Consider the following 17,542-nt stretch of genomic DNA (forward strand, 5'->3'; position numbering starts at 1 on the left):
GCAGTCAGCGGGGCGTGTGCATGGGAGTTACCGGTTCAGGTTCCCGGCGGAATCTAGGGCCAGCGGGCTAAACAGGGGGTGACCGTCCAGTTGCGGCTGGCCCTCCCGTTCAGCCAGGCGGCCGGTGCACAACAGCTGCAGGGTGGCGATCAGCAGGGGGTGCTCCACCGCCAGTACGCGTGCAGCCAGGCTGTCCGCGTCATCGCCGGGCAGCACCGGCACCCGCACCTGGGCCAGCACGGCGCCGGCGTCCAGCTCGGGCACGACCAGGTGCACGCTGGCACCGTGCTCGGCATCGCCGGCGTCCAGCGCCCGCGCATGCGTGTCCAGCCCTTTGTGCAGCGGCAGCAGCGACGGGTGGATGTTGACCAGGCGGCCATCGAAGCGCTGCACGAAGTCTGCGCCGAGGATGCGCATGTAACCGGCGCAGATGATCCAGTCCGGTGCGACCGCGGCCAGTGCGTCGCCCAGCGCCTGCTCGTAGGCCGCGCGGTCGACGAATTCCTTCGGTGCGTGTGCCCAGCGCAGGCCAGCGGAGACCCGCTGCAGCGCGGCGGCGGTCGGGCGGTCGGAAAACACGCCGACGACCTCGGCGGGCAGGCGGCCCGCGGCGATGGCATCGAGGATGGCCTGCAGGTTGCTGCCGCGGCCGGAGGCAAGCACGGCAATGCGGGTAGGCGCGGTCATTGCTGGGTACTCCGGCGGATCCGCGGCCAGGTCAGCAGGCTGCCCATGGTGGCCATCAGCATGTCGGCATGCGCGTCCCACATGTCGCCCTGCTGCCCGTTGTAGGCTTCGGCGGCATCCGGTGACAGGGCGAGCGCGATGGCCCATTCGAACCACTCGTAGACCAGGCTGGCGCACATCACCGTCATCACCGCCAGGCTGAAGGCCTGGCCGCGGCGCAGCGCCGGCCACGCGTGGCGTGCCAGTTGCAGCAGCGCCGGAGTGAAGCAGACGCCGAACAGGAAGTGGATGAGGCGGTCGAAATGATTGCGCTGCCAGCCGAACGCCGCATTCGGCGACCAGCCGGTCAGCGCCTGCGCCCATGCGTCGTAGGGCACGTTGGAGTACAGCCAGCGGGCGGCCACGCAGTGCAAGGCGATGAAGCCGCAGATCGCGATGAAGGCACCGTTGCCCAGCCAGCCACCCCGGCGGTCGACCCACAGCAGGGCAGCCAGCCCGATCACGGTCAGGGTGCTGTGCAGCGCCTGCTCGGTGGGCCACAGCGGGTGGACCCAGCTGATCGCGAACACCGTCAGTACGGCGGCGAAGGCCAGCTTCTTGGGGCCCGAGAAACGGAAGGCGGTGGGCGAAGCGGTCGTGGGGAGGGCAGGCGCGGACATGGGGAGTCGATCAGGAAAGGGCGGGGCGTCTGCCGGCAAGCTCAGACGCTGAGATGGTCGCCGCGGTCGAACAGTGCGGCCATGTCAGGCTTGGACAGGAATACCCAGGCGTAGGCGGTCAGGGCCATGCCCAGCGGGCCGGCCAGCACCGCCAGCCAGGCCGCGCGCTGGCACCAGGCCAGCCCGGTGCGACGCGACAGCAGGCGCGCGGTGTGCAGCTGCACGAAGCCCAGCACGGCAGCCAGCACTGAAACGGCGCCGTACACGGTGGCAAGTACCGCGCCATCGTCCAGCCCGCGCGAGCTGGCGACCAGACCGATGAAGCCGAGGAAGGCCAGCGCAGCCACCCAGTGGAAAACCGCCAGCGCGTAGAACAGCACCTTCAGCGTCTGCAGGTGGCTGGCCAGCTGCAGGTGCGCCAGGGACTGCTGCGGCAGCGGCGGAGGTGCGCCCGGGCTCGTCATGCCGCCGTGCCAGCGGTGTCGAACGCGGCCTTGACCTGCGGGCGCAGCAGCGTGATCAGGCTGAACACGCCCAGCACGGTACCGATCGGCGTGAACAGGCAGGCCAGGCCGGCCATGATCAGGCACAGCAGGTAACGGCGGCGGCGGGCCAGGCAGCGGCCGGCATAGGCGACGAACGCGCCCAGGGTCACGCCACCGAACACGATGACGCAGCCGATGAGGGTGAACATCCAGCCGAACAGGCGCTGTTCGGCCGGCGACGAGGGCTGGTCGCCGGAGTTCATCGGCAGATTGCCGGTGAGGGCGGTGATGCCCAGCACGATGTGGACGATGAAGATCAGCGAGAACAGCGCGATCAGGCCACCGACCACGTAGTGCGCAATCGACAGCATGCGCAGATGGTCAGCATCCTGGCTGCTGAACGCCGGTACCGCCGCAGTTGGCGGCGGCACGGGGGCGGGGGGCAGGGGGGGCGTTGCGTCCATGCGGGCTCCTCGGGGCCGGGTTCAGCCGATGTGGACGCGTTCGGCGCCTTCAGCAGTGACCACCTGGCCGATGGTCCAGTGTTCCAGGCCCTGTGCCTTGACCGCCTCGGACACGGCGGCGACCTGGTCGGCCGCCACGATCAGCACGAAGCCGATGCCGCAGTTGAAGGTGCGCCACATCTCGCTGTCGGCCACGGCGCCTTCCTTCTGCAGCCACTGGAACACCGGCGGCAGGGTCCAGGCCGAGGCCTGGATGTCCAGGCCGAGGCCGTCGGGCACCACGCGGATGATGTTCTCGGTCAGGCCGCCACCGGTGATGTGGGCCATGCCGTGGATGGCCTCGCCGTGCGACTTCAGCAGCGACAGGATCGGCTTCACGTACAGGCGGGTCGGCGCCATCAGCGCGTCGACCAGCTTCACGCCGCCTTCCAGCTCCAGGTCGGCCGGGCGGCCGGCACGGTCGTAGATGCGGCGCACCAGCGAGTAGCCATTGGAATGCGGGCCGGATGAGGCGATGCCGATCAGCACGTCGCCGGCGGCCACGCTGGCGCCGTCCTTCAGCTCGCTCTTCTCGACCGCAGCGACCGTGAAGCCGGCCAGGTCGTACTCGCCCGGGGCATACATGTCGGGCATTTCAGCGGTTTCGCCGCCGATCAGCGCGCAACCGGCCTCGGTGCAGCCATTGGCGATGCCGCCCACGACCGCCGCGGCGGTGTCGATGTCCAGCTTGCCGGTGGCGAAGTAGTCCAGGAAGAACAGCGGCTCGGCACCCTGCACCAGCACGTCGTTCACGCACATCGCGACCAGGTCGATGCCGATCGTATCGTGGCGGTTCAGCTGGTGGGCCAGCTTCAGCTTGGTGCCTACGCCGTCGGTACCCGACACCAGCACCGGCTCGCGGTACTTGTTGGACAGGTCGAACAGGGCGCCGAAGCCGCCCAGGCCGCCCATCACTTCCGGGCGGAAGCTGCGCTTGACCAGGGGCTTGATCCGCTCGACCAGCTCGTTGCCGGCGTCGATGTCGACACCCGCGTCACGGTAGGTGAGGGGGGAGGGGGCGGAAGACGGGGTGTTGGTCACGGGCGTCGGCGCTGGCAGGGGTTGAACGAGCGATTTTAACAGGCCGCATTGGCGCAAAGGCCGTATTCGGGCAACAATTCCCCCGGATTCGTCGAGCCAATGGATGTCCTGATGCGCCGCAGCCTGATTCTGACCCTGCTCCTTGCACTGAGCCTGCCGGTGGCCACGATGGCCCAGAGCGGCCTGCGCACCGAGGGAGATGTCGCCACCGCCTCCGGTGCCTACGAGGCCGAAGTGCCCGTCAACAGCCAGGCCGAAGCCGATCGCAACGGCGCCTTGGCCCGTGCCCTGAGCGTGGTGCTGGGCAAGCTGTCCGGCGACCGCAACGTGATGTCACGCCCCGGCGTGGTGCAGGCGCTGCGCAATGCCAAGGACTACGTGGCCAGCTACGACTACAAGCAGGACCAGAGCGTGGGCGCCAGTGGCGCACCGAGCTTCCGGACCCTGCTGGTGGCCCGCTTCCGCGAGGATGACGTCGATTCGCTGGTCTCGGCGCTGGGCCTGCCGTTGTGGCCGCAGCCGCGACCGAAGCCGGTGCTGTGGCTGGCCGTCGACGACGGCAGTGGCCCGCGCCTGGTCAGCGTGCAGCAGGCCAATGCCGCCCGCCCGCTGCTGAACCGCGCCATCGAGCGGGGTTACAAGCTGGGCCTGCCCAGCGGCGGTGCTGCCGAACAGGCCCTGGCTGGTGCCATCTGGCGCCAGGACAGTGCCGCCGTGGCCCGTGCTTCCTCGCGCTACTCGCCGCCGATGCAGCTGATCGGCAAGCTGTACCGCGCCAATGGTGGCTGGCAGGCGGACTGGGTGTTCGTCGACAACGGCCGCGAACTGAACAAGTGGACCAGCAAGGACGCCAACGCCATGCGCGCGATGGCCGCCGGTGCCGATGGCGCCGCCGATGCGCTGGTCAAGCGCTATGCCAAGGCCGGCGTGGCCACCGGCCAGGCCGGCACCTACCGCCTGGTGGTGATCGGCATCAACAGCGCCGATGACTACCTGCGCCTGGCCGCCGGCCTGCGCGAGGTGCCGGTGGTGCGCAATGTCACTCCGCTGCACGCCTCGGCCGGCCAGCTGGAGTTGAGCGTGGAGATGACCACCGGCCTGGCCGGCTTCAACCGCATGCTCGGCGACAGCGGCGTGCTGGTGCCAAGCGCGCCGCTGCCGGCCCTGCCGACCCCGATCGATGACAGCACCGGTGCCCCGGTGGCCGCGCCGGTCAGCAACGAGTATCGCCTGCGATGACCCTGACCCCGGAAGCTGAAATCGCGCAGTTCCTGCGCCGGCTGAAGTACATCCTGTTCGCCGGCCTGATCGGCTGGGTGGTGTGGCTGCTGGCGCCGATCCTGACCCCGTTCGTGCTGGCACTGGCGCTGGCCTGGCTGGGTGACCCGCTGGTGGACCGCATCGAGGCCACCGGCCGTTCGCGCATGACCGGCGTGGTGCTGGTGTTCGCCGCGATGGTGCTGGTGCTCGTGGCACTGCTGCTGGTGCTGGTGCCGATGATCGAGCGCCAGATCACCACGCTGATCGCGGTCGCGCCGCAGGCGCAGGCATGGCTTATGCAGACCGGCATTCCCTGGTTCGAGCACAAGACCGGCCTGGAAGTGATGCAGTGGCTGGATCCGGACCGCCTGATCGAATGGGTGCGCAGCCATTGGCAGCAGGCCGGCGGCTTCGCCACCACGTTCATGGGCTACGTCTCGCGTTCGGGCTTTGCGATGGTGACCTGGGTGGTCAACATCCTGCTGCTGCCGATCCTGGCGTTCTACTTCCTGCGTGACTGGGACAAGCTGGTCGAGCGGGTGGCCTCGGTGATCCCGCGCAACCAGATCGGCACCATCAGTGCGCTGGCACGCGAGTCCAACGAAGTGCTGGGGGCGTTCATCCGCGGCCAGTTCCTGGTGATGCTGGCGCTGGGCGTGATCTATGCCGGCGGCCTGTCGCTGGTCGGCCTCAAGCTGGGCCTGCTGATCGGCCTGATTGCCGGCCTGATCAGCTTCATCCCGTACCTGGGCGCGACCACCGGCATCCTGATGGCCATCGTGGCCGCACTGGTGCAGGCGCAGGGCTTTGACCTGAAGCTGCTGCTGCTGGTCGGCGTGGTGTTCACCGTGGGCCAGCTGCTGGAAAGCTACGTGCTGACCCCGCGCATCGTCGGCGACAAGATTGGCCTGCACCCGGTGGCGGTGATCTTCGCGGTGATGGCCGGCGGCCAGCTGTTCGGCTTCCTCGGCATGCTGCTGGCGCTGCCGGTGGCGGCGGTGACCAACGTGCTGCTGCGCTATGCCCACCAGCGCTACCGCCAGAGCGAGCTGTACGTGGGCGAGAAGCCGGCGATCGTGCTTGATGGCGTGGTCGACGCCCCCCATATCATCGTTCCGGACGACAAGGGCTCCGACCTGAAGTGATGGGTGTGCCGCAACTGCCGCTGGCCCTGCATTACCCGCGGGACCAGCGCCTGGAGACCTTCATCGGCGCGCCGGATGGCGCGCTGGCGCAGCTGCGCGCGATCGCGGTCGGCGCCAGCCACGACTGGGTCTACCTGGAAGGTGCGGCGGGAACCGGCAAGACCCACCAGGCGCTGGCGATGTGCTCCAGCGCCGAGCAGGCCGGACGCCTGCCGACCTACGTGCCGCTGGCCAGCGCCGCCGGCCGTGTCCGCGCGGCGCTCGATGGGCTGGAAGTGCGCGAACTGGTGGCGCTGGACGGCCTGGACGAGGTTGCCGGCAACCGCGAGGACGAGATCGCGCTGTTCGATTTCCACAACCGTGCGCGCGCTGCGGGCGTGACCGTGCTGTACACCGCGCAGAAGGCACCGGGCGAGCTGGGCCTGGTGCTGCCGGACCTGCGCTCGCGGCTGGGCCAGTGCGTGCGCGTGCTGCTGCAGCCGCTGGATGAGGAAGGGCGGGCCGCGGTGCTGCGTGAGCGTGCACTGCGACGCGGCCTCGCCATCGACGAGGCGGCCATCGAGTGGCTGCTGTCGCACACCGGTCGCGAACTGGGTGGATTGATCACCCTGCTGGACTGGCTGGACCGCGAATCACTGGCGGCGAAGCGGCGGATCACCGTGCCGTTCCTGCGCCAGGTGCTGGAAGAAGGCCGGCCGCGTTACTGAGGGTGGGGTTTGCTTTGCAGGGCTGCGCCCTGCACCCGCCGAAGCCGAAGCCGAAGCAACGTCAACGTCAACGTCAAAAGCGGGCTATCCGTGGGATGGCGGGGTGGCTCAGGTTGCGGGGGACGGCGCAAGTACGTCCATGTAGCCTCGGTCGCGCCATCCATGGCGCTCACGCCCCCGCAACCTGAGCCACCCCGCCTTCGACAGGTTCCCGCGATCTGCCAGAACGGCGTACTGCACTGCTGTTGGTGGGTGTCGACCTTGGTCGACACCAGAGCAAGTGAAGCGACCCGCTTTTGCTTTTCTTTCTTTCTTCCGTGGCTGGACGCCCACGGAAACTGTCAGAGGCCGGGCGGGGTGGGTTCGCGGGGGTGTCCGCGGCATGGATGCCGCGGCCAAGCCCCCATGGATGGGTTCACGGCGTCCCCCGCGAACCCACCCCGCCCGGCCAAGCACGGCATCTGCTCTGAAAACGACCAGCCACGAGGGGCTCAGCCGTTCGCTGCCAACTCCGCATCCAGCGCGCGCAGGCGATCCACCGTCCCGACGTCGGTCCAACGCCCACGATGGTGCTGCCCGGTCATCAACCCCTGCGCCATGAAATGCTTCTGCAGCGGCACCACCGAGAACTTCGGCGGCAGCAGCTCGCTGCCCGGCGCATCACCGATCACCGCGCGCCAGTCGGCCACGATCGAAGGGCGATACATGCCGATGCCGGCATAGGTCAGGCACGGCCCCGTGCGGTCGTGGTGCAGCAGGCCCTGTGCGTCCAGCCGGTAGTCACCGTCAGGGTGCTGCGCGGGATTGTCGACCAGCACCAGATGCGCCTGGCCCTGCGGCTCGCGCGGCAGTGTGGCGAAATCGAAATCGGTCCAGATGTCGCCGTTCACCACCAGGAACGGGGCGTCGCCCAGCACCGGCAGTGCATTGAGGATGCCGCCGCCGGTTTCCAGCGGGGTTTGCCCTTCGTACAGGAAATGCAGATGCAGGCCCCACCGGCTGCCATCGCCCAGCGTCGCCGGAAACTGTTCGGCCAGCCACGCGGTGTTGACCACGACCTCGCGCACGCCGAGCGCCGCGAGGCGTTCCAGGTGCCAGACGATCAGTGGCTTGCCGGCCACTTCCAGCAGCGGCTTGGGCGTGTGCAGGGTCAGCGGGCGCATGCGCTCGCCGAGGCCAGCGGCAAAGACCAGCGCCTTCATCGGGCCACGCGCATCGGTGCGGACAGTTCGGCCAGCGCCGGCTTGATGCGGTCGTCCAGCAGCTGCTGCAACGGCGCCAGTTCGCGGTAGCGCGGCAGCACTTCATCCAGGTAGGTGATGAAGCGCGGTGCGTCGTCCAGGTAGTGGCCCTTGTTGTCGCGGTAGCGCAGGCGGCAGAACAGGCCGAGAATCTTCACGTGGCGCTGGATGCCCATCCAGTCGGCATCGCGCAGGAAGGTGGCACGGTCGGGCACCGGCAGGCCGGCGCTGCGTGCGCGCTCGTGGTACTGCGCCAGCCACTCGTCCACGCGCTGCAGCGGCCAGCTCAGGAAGGCGTCCTTGAACAGGCTCACCGCGTCGTAGGCGATCGGGCCACGCACCAGGTCCTGGAAGTCCAGCACCGCGGGGCCGTCGTCGACCGGCATCAGGTTGCGCGGCATGTAGTCGCGGTGGGTCATCAGCTGGGCCTGGCCCAGCGCATTGTCCATCAGCCGGCGGTGCACCAGCTGCAGGCCTTCAATCTCGCCACAGTCCAGCTCCAGGTTCAGGTGGCGCTGCAGGAACCATTCGTCGAACAGGCCGGCATCACGCTGCAGCAGCGCTTCGCCGAACTGGCCGAAGTCGGCCGGCACCGGGATCGCCTGCAGGCGCAGCAGCTGTTCGATCGAACGGCCGAACCAGTCATCGGCGTTGCGCTCGTCGAGGATCTTCGCCAGGGTCGGGCCGCCGAGATCTTCCAGCAGCAGGAAGCCGGCCTCCAGGTCCTGGGCGAGCAGCGTGGGCACGCGCAGGCCGTGGTCGTGCAGCAGGCCGCGCATGCGCAGCCACGGCCGCGGATCTTCCAGTCTCGGAGGAGCGTCCATCACGATGTGGCTGCCACGCGTACTGGTGGTGCGCCAGTAGCTGCGCATGCCGGCATCGACCGAGGCGCGTTCGACCACCGCGTCGGCATCGTCGAGCTGGGTACGGGCCCACTGCAGGCGCTGCGCGCTGCGCTGGGGATCAGAGGCGGGTTCGGTCATGCAGGCATATCCGGGCGCGCCGGGCGCGCCAACGTCGGCAACAGGAAGGGAAGGGGGAGCGGCGTCAGCGGCGGCCGCTGAACAGGCGCAGGACGGCAAGAACGGCCACCGCGCCCACCACTGCACCGAGGAAACCAGCCGGTTCGCCAGGGGCGTACCAGCCCATGTACTGGCCGAACCAGCCGGCCAGCAGGGCACCGAGAATGCCCAGCACGATGGTCAGCAGGCAGCCCATGCGGTTGTTGCCGGGCATGAAGAACCGCCCGAGCAGGCCGACGAAGAAGCCAACCAGCAGGATGTACAGCCAGCTGCTGCTGCCGAACAGACCATTCATGCGCGCGGATTCCGCTTGAGTGTGGACGCAGCCTAGCAAGGCCAGGCTGCGTCCGTCACGGGTGCCGGATCAGCAGCAGCCGTGGTCGCCGTGGCGGGTGCCGCTGTCGGCAGCCACCGGCGAACCGCTGGTCTCGCCGCGCAGGCTGGCGGCGTAGTGCTCGCTGATCACCTTGGACACGCAGGCGGTGACCTTCTTGCCCATCGGGATGTGCAGGAACTCGTTCGGGCCATGCGCATTGGAGTGCGGGCCGAGCACGCCGGTGATCATGAACTGGGCGCCCGGGAACTTCTCACCCAGCATGCCCATGAACGGGATCGAGCCGCCTTCGCCCATGTACATCGCCGGCTTGCCGAAGAAGGCCTGGCTGGCGTCGTCGATGGCCTGGGTCAGCCACGGCGCCATCGCCGGGGCGTTCCAGCCGGTGGAGGCCTTTTCCAGGTCCAGGGTGACGTGGGCGCCGTTCGGCGGATCGCGCAGCAGCGCTTCCTTCAGCAGCTCGCCACAGGTCTTGCCATCGGCGGTCGGCGGCAGGCGCAGCGACAGCTTCACCGAGGTCTGCGGGCGCAGCACGTTGCCGGCCGATTCCAGCGCCGGCATGCCACCCACGCCGGTAACCGACAGCGCCGGGCGCCAGGTGCGGTTGAGCACCAGCTCGGTCAGGTCCTCGTTCATCGGACGCAGGCCGTCGACCATCGGGAACTTCTCGAAGATCTCGGTATCGACCACTTCGGCGGCACGCTTGGCCTGCGCCTGGCGCTCGGCCGGGATCTCCACGTTCATGCCGTCGATCAGGATGCGGCCGGTATCCTGGTCCTCGATGCGCGACAGCAGCTGGCGCAGCAGGCGGAAGCTGGACGGCACCACGCCGGAGGCATCGCCGGAGTGCACGCCTTCGTTGAGCACCTTCACGGTGAAGTTGCCGCCGGTCAGGCCGCGCAGCGAGGTGGTGCACCACAGCTGGTCGTAGTTGGCGCAGCCCGAATCCAGGCAGACCACCAGCGACGGCTTGCCGATGCGGTCGGCCAGGTGGTCGACGTAGGCCGGCAGGTCATAGCTGCCGGACTCTTCACAGGCTTCGATCAGCACCACGCAGCGGGCGTGCGGCAGGCCCTGGGCCTGCAGTGCCAGCACCGCGGCCAGCGAGCCGAAGATGGCGTAGCCGTCGTCCGCACCGCCGCGGCCATACAGCTTGTCGCCGCGCAGAACCGGGGTCCACGGGCCGAGATCGTCGTCCCAGCCGGTCATTTCCGGCTGCTTGTCGAGGTGGCCATAGAGCAGGATGGTGTCGTCGCCGGTTTCGGCGCCGGTGGCCGGAATTTCCAGGAAGATCAGCGGGGTACGGCCTTCCAGGCGCACCACTTCAACCTTCAGGCCGGGCAGCTGCTGAGCCTTGGCCCAGTTCTCCATCAGGGTGACCGCCTGTTCCATGTAGCCGTTCTGCACCCAATTGGCGTCGAACATCGGCGACTTGTTGGGAATGCGGATGTAGTCGACCAACTGCGGGACGATTTCGCTGTCCCACTTGTCATTGACGAATTGGCCGAGCTTGGCGCTGTCCATCTGAAACTCCGGTTGCATGGGCTGATCCGCGCATTCTACGCCTGTGCTGAGGGTAGGGTTTTTCCTACATCACGTCGGGTATTTGGCTGGCTTACGGAAATCCGGGAAACCGATAGGCTGTGCACATGTGGTGACGGACACTGTTCCTACCGACGGGATTGCCGGTCGGGACGGCCAGAATCACAGGGAGATACACGTCGTGCCTTGGTTTGTCGTGTTGAGGGCACTGGTGCTGGTAGTGGGGATCGCTGGGGCGCATGCCGCCGAACCGATCGACATCAACCGCGCCGATGCCCAGGCGCTGCAGCAGGGATTGACGATGGTCGGAGCCGCCAAGGCCGAGGCGATCGTCGAGCACCGGCGCAGACACGGCCCGTTTCATCGCGTCGAGGACCTGACGCAGGTGAAGGGGATAGGGAAAGCGATCGTCGAACGGAATCGACAGCGGATCACCGTAGGCAACAGGTTGTTGCCGGCGGATCCGGTACCCGGATCGGTACCGGTGCGGACCGTACCCAGGCGCTGACAGCAGGAATCGTCGGAACCGGCAGGAGGCTGGTTCACCGGACACGGACAGGAAGGCCGTGACCACCGACCGCCGCAGGACGCGGCACCAATCACCAGGATGGTGGCATCACAGACCTGTGGAAGGGGCTGAGATACAAACAGGACAGACGCGGCCGCGTGCAGGATGCAACGCTACCCCCACAGCGCAGGATGCGAGGGGGCGGCAGCAGGCCGACAAGGACGTAACGATTGCCCGGTACGACACATGGCTGTGTCGCCGGGCAGTTTCATTTCCGGCGCCTGGTTTTGCCGCGGCCACTACGGGCCGATGGTGTACGGTGGCCGCTCTGCATGGAAAGGACACCGCTGGATGCTTCCGCATCGCCCCACGACCCTGATGCTCGCCCTGGCGCTGGCCCTGCCGCTGCTGGCCCACGCCGCTGCACCGGCTGCGGCTGCCAAGCCGACGGCCGCTGCTGGCAACACCGCGGAGGTACGCGGGCCGACCGACCTGAAGCCGGGCGAGTACCTGTGGCATCCGGAAATCTCGCCGACCGGACCGATCGTGCTGGTGGTCAGCCTCGATGAACAGCGCGCCTACGTCTACCGCAACGGCATTGCCATCGGCCTGACCACGATCAGCTCGGGCAAGGCCGGGCACGAGACACCGACCGGTGTGTTCACCATCCTGCAGAAGGACAAGGACCACAAGTCCAATCTCTACAACAGCGCGCCGATGCCCTACATGCAGCGGCTGACCTGGGACGGCATCGCCCTGCATGGCGGCAGCCTGCCCGGGCACCCGGCCTCGCATGGCTGCGTGCGCCTGCCGCAGGCGTTCGCGCAGAAGCTGTTCAGCGAAACCCAGCGCGGCGATACGGTGGTGGTGGCCGATGCCAAGAGCTCGCCGATGACCCTGGCCTATCCGTCGGTGCTGGCACCGGTCAACGCACGTGGCCAGGCCCTGCCGGAGACCGAGGGCGGGGCGCCGGCGCAGGCCTGGTGGGACGACAGCGCAGCCCCGGCCGGGCAGGTCGGCATCCTGGTCAGCCTGCATGACCAGCGCCTGTATGTGCTGCGCGATGGCGTGATGATCGGCGAGTCTCCGCTGAAGGCCGACGCCCTGCCGGCATTCCAGGGCACCACGCTGTTCGTGATGGGGCAGGGCTACAGCGATACGCCCAGCCCGTTGGACGTGAACCAGCGCCTGCACCAGTGGACGGCCTATCCGCTGCTGGGCCAGGACCGTGCCCAGGCCACCCCGGACCTGCTGGCCACGCCCTCGTTGCCGATGGCACTGCCGGCCGATTTCGCCCGCCAGCTGTACCAGGTGCTGGTGCCGGGCACGACCCTGCTGGTCACCTCGCTGCCGGCGGTCCGCCCAAGCCCGGCTGAATCCGGAATGCAGCCTGTCTTGGAATCCGAGCCGCCAGGGTCCACCCTCAAGGGCAACTGAGTCCCCTCGTTGTGCCCATGACTGCATCCCGCCTGTGCCGGCTGGCCGCGTTCGGCCTGCTGGCGACCTCCGCCAGCGCCCCGGCGCTGGCACAGACGCCCGCCCTCGCCACCAGTGCCGATGATCTGGCTGCCTTGTTGTCGCGCAGTGCGCCCAAGGCCGATCGCCACGTGTTGCAGCTGGCGGCGCATGCCATGCGCTGTGCGCTGCAGCGGCCGGAGCTGGGCATCAATGGTGATCGCCTGAGCGTGATCGACTATTCGCGGCCGTCCACCGAGCCGCGCCTGTGGGTGTTCGACCTGGCCCACCAGCGTCTGCTGTTCGAGGAATGGGTGGCGCATGGCCGCAACAGCGGCGAGAACCGCACCGAGCACTTCTCCAACCGCGATGGCAGTTTCATGTCCAGCCTCGGCGCGTTCACTGCGCAGGAGACCTACATGGGCGGCAACGGCTATTCGCTGCGCCTGGCCGGCCTGGAGCCGGGCTTCAACGACCGCGCGCGCGAACGCGCGATCGTCATCCACGGTGCGCCGTACGTGAACCCGGCTACCGCGCAGCTGCAGGGGCGGCTGGGCCGCAGCCTGGGTTGCCCGGCGGTGCGGCTGTCGGTGGCCAAGCCGCTGATCGATGCGTTGCGTGGCGGCACGATGGTGTTTGCCTACTACCCCGATCAGGATTGGCTGAAGCACTCGCAGTTGCTGGGCGGCGAGTGCGGTAGCCAGGGCACGCTCGCCACGCGGTGATGCACGACGGCGCGCGGCGTGATGCAATGCGCCGATGAACATCAACTCCCTGCTGCACACTCCGAGCCAGGTGATCTCCCGCCTGGACTATCGCCGCGAACGCTGGCGGAATGGACTTGGCTGGACCCGCGAGATCCTGCGCCTGCCTGCACAGGGTGATGACTGGGCGCTGCGCCTGTCGGTGGCCGAGATCGAGCAGGACGCTGCGTTTTCCGCCTTCCCCGGCGTGGAGCGCGAACTGGTGCTGCTGCAGGGCAATGGCGTGCGCCTGCGTTTCGAGGATGGCCGAGTGGCCGAGGTGCTGCCGCCGCACGGTCGGGTGCGCTTTGCCGGTGAGGAAGCGCTGCACGGCGAACTGGTCGATGGCACCACCCACGACTTCAACCTGATGTGGAAGCGCGACCTGCTGCAAGCCGAACTGCTGCACCGGCCGCTGGTGGGCACGATGTTCTTCTTCTGCGAACCGGGCGTTGCGTGGGCGCTGCACCTGCTGGCCGGACAGGCGGAGTTCGGTGCCGACAGCGGCCTGCCGGCGCTGCAGGCGGGAGACACCGCGTGGTTGGCGGCGGGCGAGAGGCAGCGTCATGCGTTGCAGGGCGGTGGCGAATTGCTGGCGATACGGGTAACGAGCGCCGGGTAGCGCCGGGCCACGCCCGGCGTCATGGGGCGCCATCCACGCATGGCGTGGATCTACTGCTGTGCGGTTGCCATCATGCCTGGACACGCCGTCATGGTGCGGCTGTGGTTGGGGTCAGAGCCCTTTCCTGCGGAAAGGGATCCGACCCCGATGGTTCGTTCAATACACATCGCGCCGGTAACGTCCGGCCAGCAGCAGCGCTTCCTTGCCTGCGGTACCCAGCACCTGCTCGATCACTGCATCCACGGCCGGGGCCATGCCCTGCAGGCTGCCGCAGACCAGGATCGCCGCGCCTTCATCGACCCACTGCCGCAGCGTTGCCGCTTCGGCCAGCAGCCTGTCCTGCACATAACGATGCGTACCGCCGTCGCGGCTGAACACTGCATCCAGCCGCGTCAGCGCGCCGTTGGCCAGCATCGCCTGCAATTCTTCGCCGAAATGGAAGTCGTGCGCGGCGGTGCGCTCGCCGAACAGCAGCCAGGTACGACGCGCGCCACGCTGGGCACGTTCGTGCAGGTGCGCGCGCAGGCCGGCGATGCCGGTGCCGTTGCCGATCAGCAGCAGCGGTACATCGGCGGGCGCGCCATGGAAATTGTCGTTGCGGCGAAGTCGCAGCTGCACCGGTTCGCCGAGTGCGGCGTGGTCGCACAGCCAACCGCTGCCGATGCCGGGTGTGCCATCGGTGCGCAGCTGGCGACGCAGCAGCGATTCCACCGCGCCGTCGGCCATCACCGATGCGATGGAATACTCGCGATGGGGCAGCGGTTGCAGGGTTGCCAACAACGCGGGCAGATCACCCGGAGGGACCAGCGAGGGCAGATGCGAGCGCTCGATACGGGCCAGCAGCGCCTGCCCGTCATCCAGCACGGTGTCTGCATCGAAGCCCTGTGCATCGAGCCAGGCGCGCGCGCTGTGGCGTGGGTGCTGCGGGCCGATCTCGGCGATGTCGCCGGCCTGCCATTGCACATCGACGCCAGGCGGTGGCTGCAGGCGCAACCAGTACACCGGGCCGCCGGGGCTGCCCGGATTCAGATGCTCGCGTTGCAGCAGCGTCCACGGCTGATACTCGGCCGGGCTCCAGTCGGGCAGTTCAGTGGCGCCGCCGCCAAGTTGTCCCAGCAACTGCTGCCAATGTCGCAGCGCCGCCGGATCGGCATTGTCGACCTCGATCGCATCGAACAGCGGATGTGCACCGTGCTGGCGCAACCACTGGTCCAGCTGGTGGCCGAATCCGCAGAAGTGGCCATAGCTGCGGTCGCCCAGCGCGAGCACGCCGTACTGCAGATGCTGCAGCGGAGGCGGCGTGGCCATCACCCCGCGCAGGAACGGCAGGGCGTGGTCGGGCGGATCGCCTTCGCCGGTGGTGCTGGCAATGAACAGCGCGCGCTGGCTGTCGGCCAGCAACGCGGCATCGACCTCATGCAGTCCGCGCACACGCACCGGCACGCCGGCACCGCGCAGGGCCTCGGCACTGCGTTCGGCCAGTTCGCGGGCAAAGCCGGTCTGGCTGGACCAGACCAGCAGGATCGGGGGCGTGTCACCGGTTGTGGCATCGTCGCGCGGACGACTGCGCCACCACAGTGCTGCGCAGGCCAGCGCGTACAGCGCGGTGGTGATGATGGCGATCTGCGATTGCCGTGCCGGCGGTGCGCCCTGCCACCAGGCTTCGCCGAGGTGAAGTCGCAGCAGCGCCCAGGCGATCAGCGCCAGTACGATCAGTACAAGTGCGTTGCCGAGCAGTGCGCGCGATGGCCGAGTGCTCATGCGTCCTGCCCGTCGAGCAGGCGCTGGAAGGCGCTGCTGAGGAATTCGCGGGGGCCATCCGCTGCGCGTTGCAGGTAGCGTGCGGCCAGTCCTTCGCGTTCGGCCAGCGCCATGCCCTGTTCGCGACCCAGCACGGTCAGTGCGGTGGCCCAGGCATCGGCGTGCATGGCGTCGTCGGCTACCACGGTTACTGCCGCGGCGACCTGCCGCACCGGTCTGCCTGTACGCGGGTCGAGGCTGTGACTGTAGGCCTCGCCATCGGCCTGGTACTGGTGCCAGCGATCGCCGGAAGTGGCCACCGCCTTGCCGTCCAGCGCCAGCACCCGTGGCGGGGCATCGGTGTGCGCATCCTCTTCCGGTGCGAATTCCACCAGCACGCGCCACGGCTGGCCGTCCGGTTTGCGGCCGTAGCCGGCCAGCTCGCCGCCAACTTCGATCAGCGCCGCGGCGATGCCCTGCGCGCGCAGCCAAGCGGCGACATGATCGACGCCGAAGCCCTTGGCGATCGCAGAGAGATCCAGTTCCAACCCGCCCGGTTGCAGCAGCGCATCGTCCTGCCACTGCAGGCGCTGCCAACCGCATCGGTCGCGGGTGGCCTGCAGGGTGTTGGCATCGGGCAGGTGGCGATCGCCTGCGTGTGCACCGAACCCCCATAGCGCCACAAGCGGGCCGACGGTGGGATCGAAGGCGCCGTCACTGGCGGCAGCGATGGACTGTGCGCAGGCCAGGACGTGGCGCGTTTCGGCGGGCAGCACGCACCATTGGCCGGCGTCGGCGCGGTTGTAGCGGCTCAGATCCGAACCGCGCTCCCAGGTGCTCATCTGCGCGACCACCTCATCCAGCCGCGCCTGGATGCCAGCGTGCAGCGGGTGTAGGTCGCGCTGGCGCGACGCGACCAGCGACACACTCCAGGTGGTGCCCATGGTGGTGCCACCGAGGCGGGCGATGTCGAGCAGGGAATCGGTCATGGTGATGCGTTGCGGCGGCGATGCCGGGGATTGCCCGGCATCGCGGTCCACATTACTGCGGCAGCACTTCCAGCGTGGCGACGTAGCTCAGGCGGCGCTTGGCGGCCTGCTTCACCGACGTCTTGTTGTCCTCGGTGCCGGTTTCCAGCCAGTACATGCCGGCTTCCGGCCAGGTCACCTTGATCTCGCCCTTGGCGTCGCTGGTCAGCTTCAGCTCGTCCTGCGCGTTGCGGTAGCGGGTGGCGCCACGCACGATCTCGAACTCCAGGCCGGCGGTCGGCTTGCCATCGACCAGCACGCGGAAGGTGGCTTCCTCGCCGGCGAACAGGTCATTCGGGTGGCCGACGGCGACCAGTTCGATGCCACGGTTGGTCGGCTTCAGCGCGGTATCGTTCGGCGCGCCGTTGGTGACGAAGGTCTCCACGCGGCCGACCGACTGGCTCACTTCCAGCTTCTTCGCGTCCTTCGGCAGTTCACCGAAGGTAGCCACGCTGCCGCGCCAGCGCTTGCGCTCGCCGTTCTGCTCGTAGGTGGCGAACAGCCCGTCATTGACCGAGGCAATGCGGTAGGTGCCGGGCTGCTTCAGCTCAACGTCGAACACGCTGCGGTACTTGCCGGTGGCGGCGTTCTGCGGCTGTACGGTGCTGCCATCCGGGGCGGTGATCACCACCGACTCCAGGCGCAGCGGCACGTGGTTGAAGTAGAACAGGTCGTTGGAGACCGCACCGTCGACGGTGATCCACGGCGCGTTGCCGGCGATCACGGTCTGCGAGGGCAGCAGCCAGGCCTTGTGGGCCAGGGCGGAGAAGGGAAGGGCAGCGGCCAGGGCGGCGGCGAGGACGAGCGTGCGCTTCATGCG

General features: G+C 68.4%; 19 protein-coding genes. 7 read left to right on the forward strand and 12 right to left on the reverse strand.

Annotated features, from left to right (window positions below; all coding sequences use genetic code 11):
• Positions 1–27: 27 nt before the first annotated feature.
• From purN to purM, 5 genes are read right to left on the reverse strand one after another with little or no spacing between them, the layout of a single operon-like run.
• Positions 28–687: a phosphoribosylglycinamide formyltransferase gene (gene purN, locus ACZK1G_RS05205; protein ID WP_101765053.1), complete on the reverse strand. Its 660-nt coding sequence runs from the start codon at positions 685–687 to the stop codon at positions 28–30.
• Positions 684–1,346 (reverse strand): DUF2238 domain-containing protein, encoded by a 663-nt coding sequence (locus ACZK1G_RS05210; RefSeq protein ID WP_101765054.1) that lies wholly within the window; start codon positions 1,344–1,346, stop codon positions 684–686. The genes purN and ACZK1G_RS05210 overlap by 4 nt, the downstream gene beginning before the upstream one ends.
• Positions 1,347–1,387: 41 nt before the next feature.
• Entirely contained in the window at positions 1,388–1,810 is a 423-nt protein-coding gene (locus ACZK1G_RS05215; RefSeq protein ID WP_101765055.1) for a hypothetical protein, read from the reverse strand.
• Positions 1,807–2,295 (reverse strand): hypothetical protein, encoded by a 489-nt coding sequence (locus ACZK1G_RS05220; protein ID WP_049442956.1) that lies wholly within the window; start codon positions 2,293–2,295, stop codon positions 1,807–1,809. Before ACZK1G_RS05220 ends, ACZK1G_RS05215 begins: the two co-directional genes overlap by 4 nt.
• A gap of 21 nt (positions 2,296–2,316) precedes the next feature.
• Complete coding sequence (gene purM / locus ACZK1G_RS05225) at positions 2,317–3,375, reverse strand: phosphoribosylformylglycinamidine cyclo-ligase (RefSeq protein WP_049442955.1); 1,059 nt, start codon at positions 3,373–3,375, stop codon at positions 2,317–2,319.
• Between the two features lie 99 nt (positions 3,376–3,474).
• Between purM and ACZK1G_RS05230 the strand changes: the two genes are divergently transcribed.
• From ACZK1G_RS05230 to hda, 3 genes are read left to right on the forward strand one after another with little or no spacing between them, the layout of a single operon-like run.
• Positions 3,475–4,614, forward strand: coding sequence for a DUF2066 domain-containing protein (locus ACZK1G_RS05230; RefSeq protein ID WP_101765056.1), 1,140 nt, complete (start codon positions 3,475–3,477; stop codon positions 4,612–4,614).
• Positions 4,611–5,780 (forward strand): AI-2E family transporter, encoded by a 1,170-nt coding sequence (locus ACZK1G_RS05235; RefSeq protein WP_101765057.1) that lies wholly within the window; start codon positions 4,611–4,613, stop codon positions 5,778–5,780. The genes ACZK1G_RS05230 and ACZK1G_RS05235 overlap by 4 nt, the downstream gene beginning before the upstream one ends.
• Positions 5,780–6,487 (forward strand): DnaA regulatory inactivator Hda, encoded by a 708-nt coding sequence (gene hda, locus ACZK1G_RS05240; RefSeq protein WP_014036258.1) that lies wholly within the window; start codon positions 5,780–5,782, stop codon positions 6,485–6,487. The genes ACZK1G_RS05235 and hda overlap by 1 nt, the downstream gene beginning before the upstream one ends.
• Before the next feature lie 491 nt (positions 6,488–6,978).
• Here hda and murU read toward each other — a convergent pair whose 3' ends face one another.
• The 4 genes from murU to ACZK1G_RS05260 form a co-directional block, all read right to left on the reverse strand.
• Positions 6,979–7,689 carry an N-acetylmuramate alpha-1-phosphate uridylyltransferase MurU gene (murU, locus tag ACZK1G_RS05245; RefSeq protein WP_101765058.1) on the reverse strand — a complete coding sequence of 237 codons (711 nt, stop codon included), beginning with the start codon at positions 7,687–7,689 and terminating at the stop codon, positions 6,979–6,981.
• Complete coding sequence (locus ACZK1G_RS05250) at positions 7,686–8,711, reverse strand: aminoglycoside phosphotransferase family protein (RefSeq protein ID WP_101765059.1); 1,026 nt, start codon at positions 8,709–8,711, stop codon at positions 7,686–7,688. The genes murU and ACZK1G_RS05250 overlap by 4 nt, the downstream gene beginning before the upstream one ends.
• A 64-nt stretch (positions 8,712–8,775) precedes the next feature.
• On the reverse strand, positions 8,776–9,045 hold the full coding sequence (locus ACZK1G_RS05255; protein WP_005415577.1) for a GlsB/YeaQ/YmgE family stress response membrane protein: 270 nt from the start codon (positions 9,043–9,045) through the stop codon (positions 8,776–8,778).
• Positions 9,046–9,114: 69 nt separating this feature from the next.
• Positions 9,115–10,608 carry a M20 family metallopeptidase gene (locus tag ACZK1G_RS05260; RefSeq protein ID WP_101765060.1) on the reverse strand — a complete coding sequence of 498 codons (1,494 nt, stop codon included), beginning with the start codon at positions 10,606–10,608 and terminating at the stop codon, positions 9,115–9,117.
• A gap of 199 nt (positions 10,609–10,807) precedes the next feature.
• Here ACZK1G_RS05260 and ACZK1G_RS05265 point away from each other — a divergent pair, with 199 nt between their 5' ends.
• From ACZK1G_RS05265 to ACZK1G_RS05280, 4 genes are all read left to right on the forward strand, one after another.
• The gene (locus ACZK1G_RS05265; protein ID WP_014036262.1) at positions 10,808–11,134 is read left to right on the forward strand and encodes a ComEA family DNA-binding protein; all 327 of its coding nucleotides are present in this window, start codon (positions 10,808–10,810) and stop codon (positions 11,132–11,134) included.
• Positions 11,135–11,485: 351 nt separating this feature from the next.
• A complete protein-coding gene (locus tag ACZK1G_RS05270) occupies positions 11,486–12,571 on the forward strand; it encodes a L,D-transpeptidase (RefSeq protein WP_049442949.1) in 1,086 nt (361 codons plus the stop codon).
• Positions 12,572–12,588: 17 nt separating this feature from the next.
• Positions 12,589–13,314 carry a murein L,D-transpeptidase catalytic domain family protein gene (locus ACZK1G_RS05275; RefSeq protein ID WP_049442948.1) on the forward strand — a complete coding sequence of 242 codons (726 nt, stop codon included), beginning with the start codon at positions 12,589–12,591 and terminating at the stop codon, positions 13,312–13,314.
• A gap of 34 nt (positions 13,315–13,348) precedes the next feature.
• On the forward strand, positions 13,349–13,954 hold the full coding sequence (locus ACZK1G_RS05280; protein ID WP_049442947.1) for a HutD/Ves family protein: 606 nt from the start codon (positions 13,349–13,351) through the stop codon (positions 13,952–13,954).
• A 156-nt stretch (positions 13,955–14,110) separates the two neighbouring features.
• Here the strand turns inward: ACZK1G_RS05280 and ACZK1G_RS05285 are convergent, their stop codons facing one another.
• Genes ACZK1G_RS05285 through ACZK1G_RS05295 form a run of 3 tightly spaced genes read right to left on the reverse strand, consistent with a single transcriptional unit; the run spans position 14,111 to position 17,539 of the window.
• Positions 14,111–15,715, reverse strand: coding sequence for a sulfite reductase subunit alpha (locus ACZK1G_RS05285; protein WP_478448084.1), 1,605 nt, complete (start codon positions 15,713–15,715; stop codon positions 14,111–14,113).
• Positions 15,712–16,683, reverse strand: a complete 972-nt coding sequence (locus ACZK1G_RS05290) for an FAD:protein FMN transferase (RefSeq protein ID WP_197622047.1) — start codon at positions 16,681–16,683, stop codon at positions 15,712–15,714. Before ACZK1G_RS05290 ends, ACZK1G_RS05285 begins: the two co-directional genes overlap by 4 nt.
• A gap of 52 nt (positions 16,684–16,735) precedes the next feature.
• Positions 16,736–17,539, reverse strand: a complete 804-nt coding sequence (locus tag ACZK1G_RS05295) for a DUF4198 domain-containing protein (RefSeq protein ID WP_014036267.1) — start codon at positions 17,537–17,539, stop codon at positions 16,736–16,738.
• Positions 17,540–17,542 lie beyond the last annotated feature (3 nt).

It is taken from the genome of Stenotrophomonas sp. 109824_Sma (assembly GCF_056480025.1).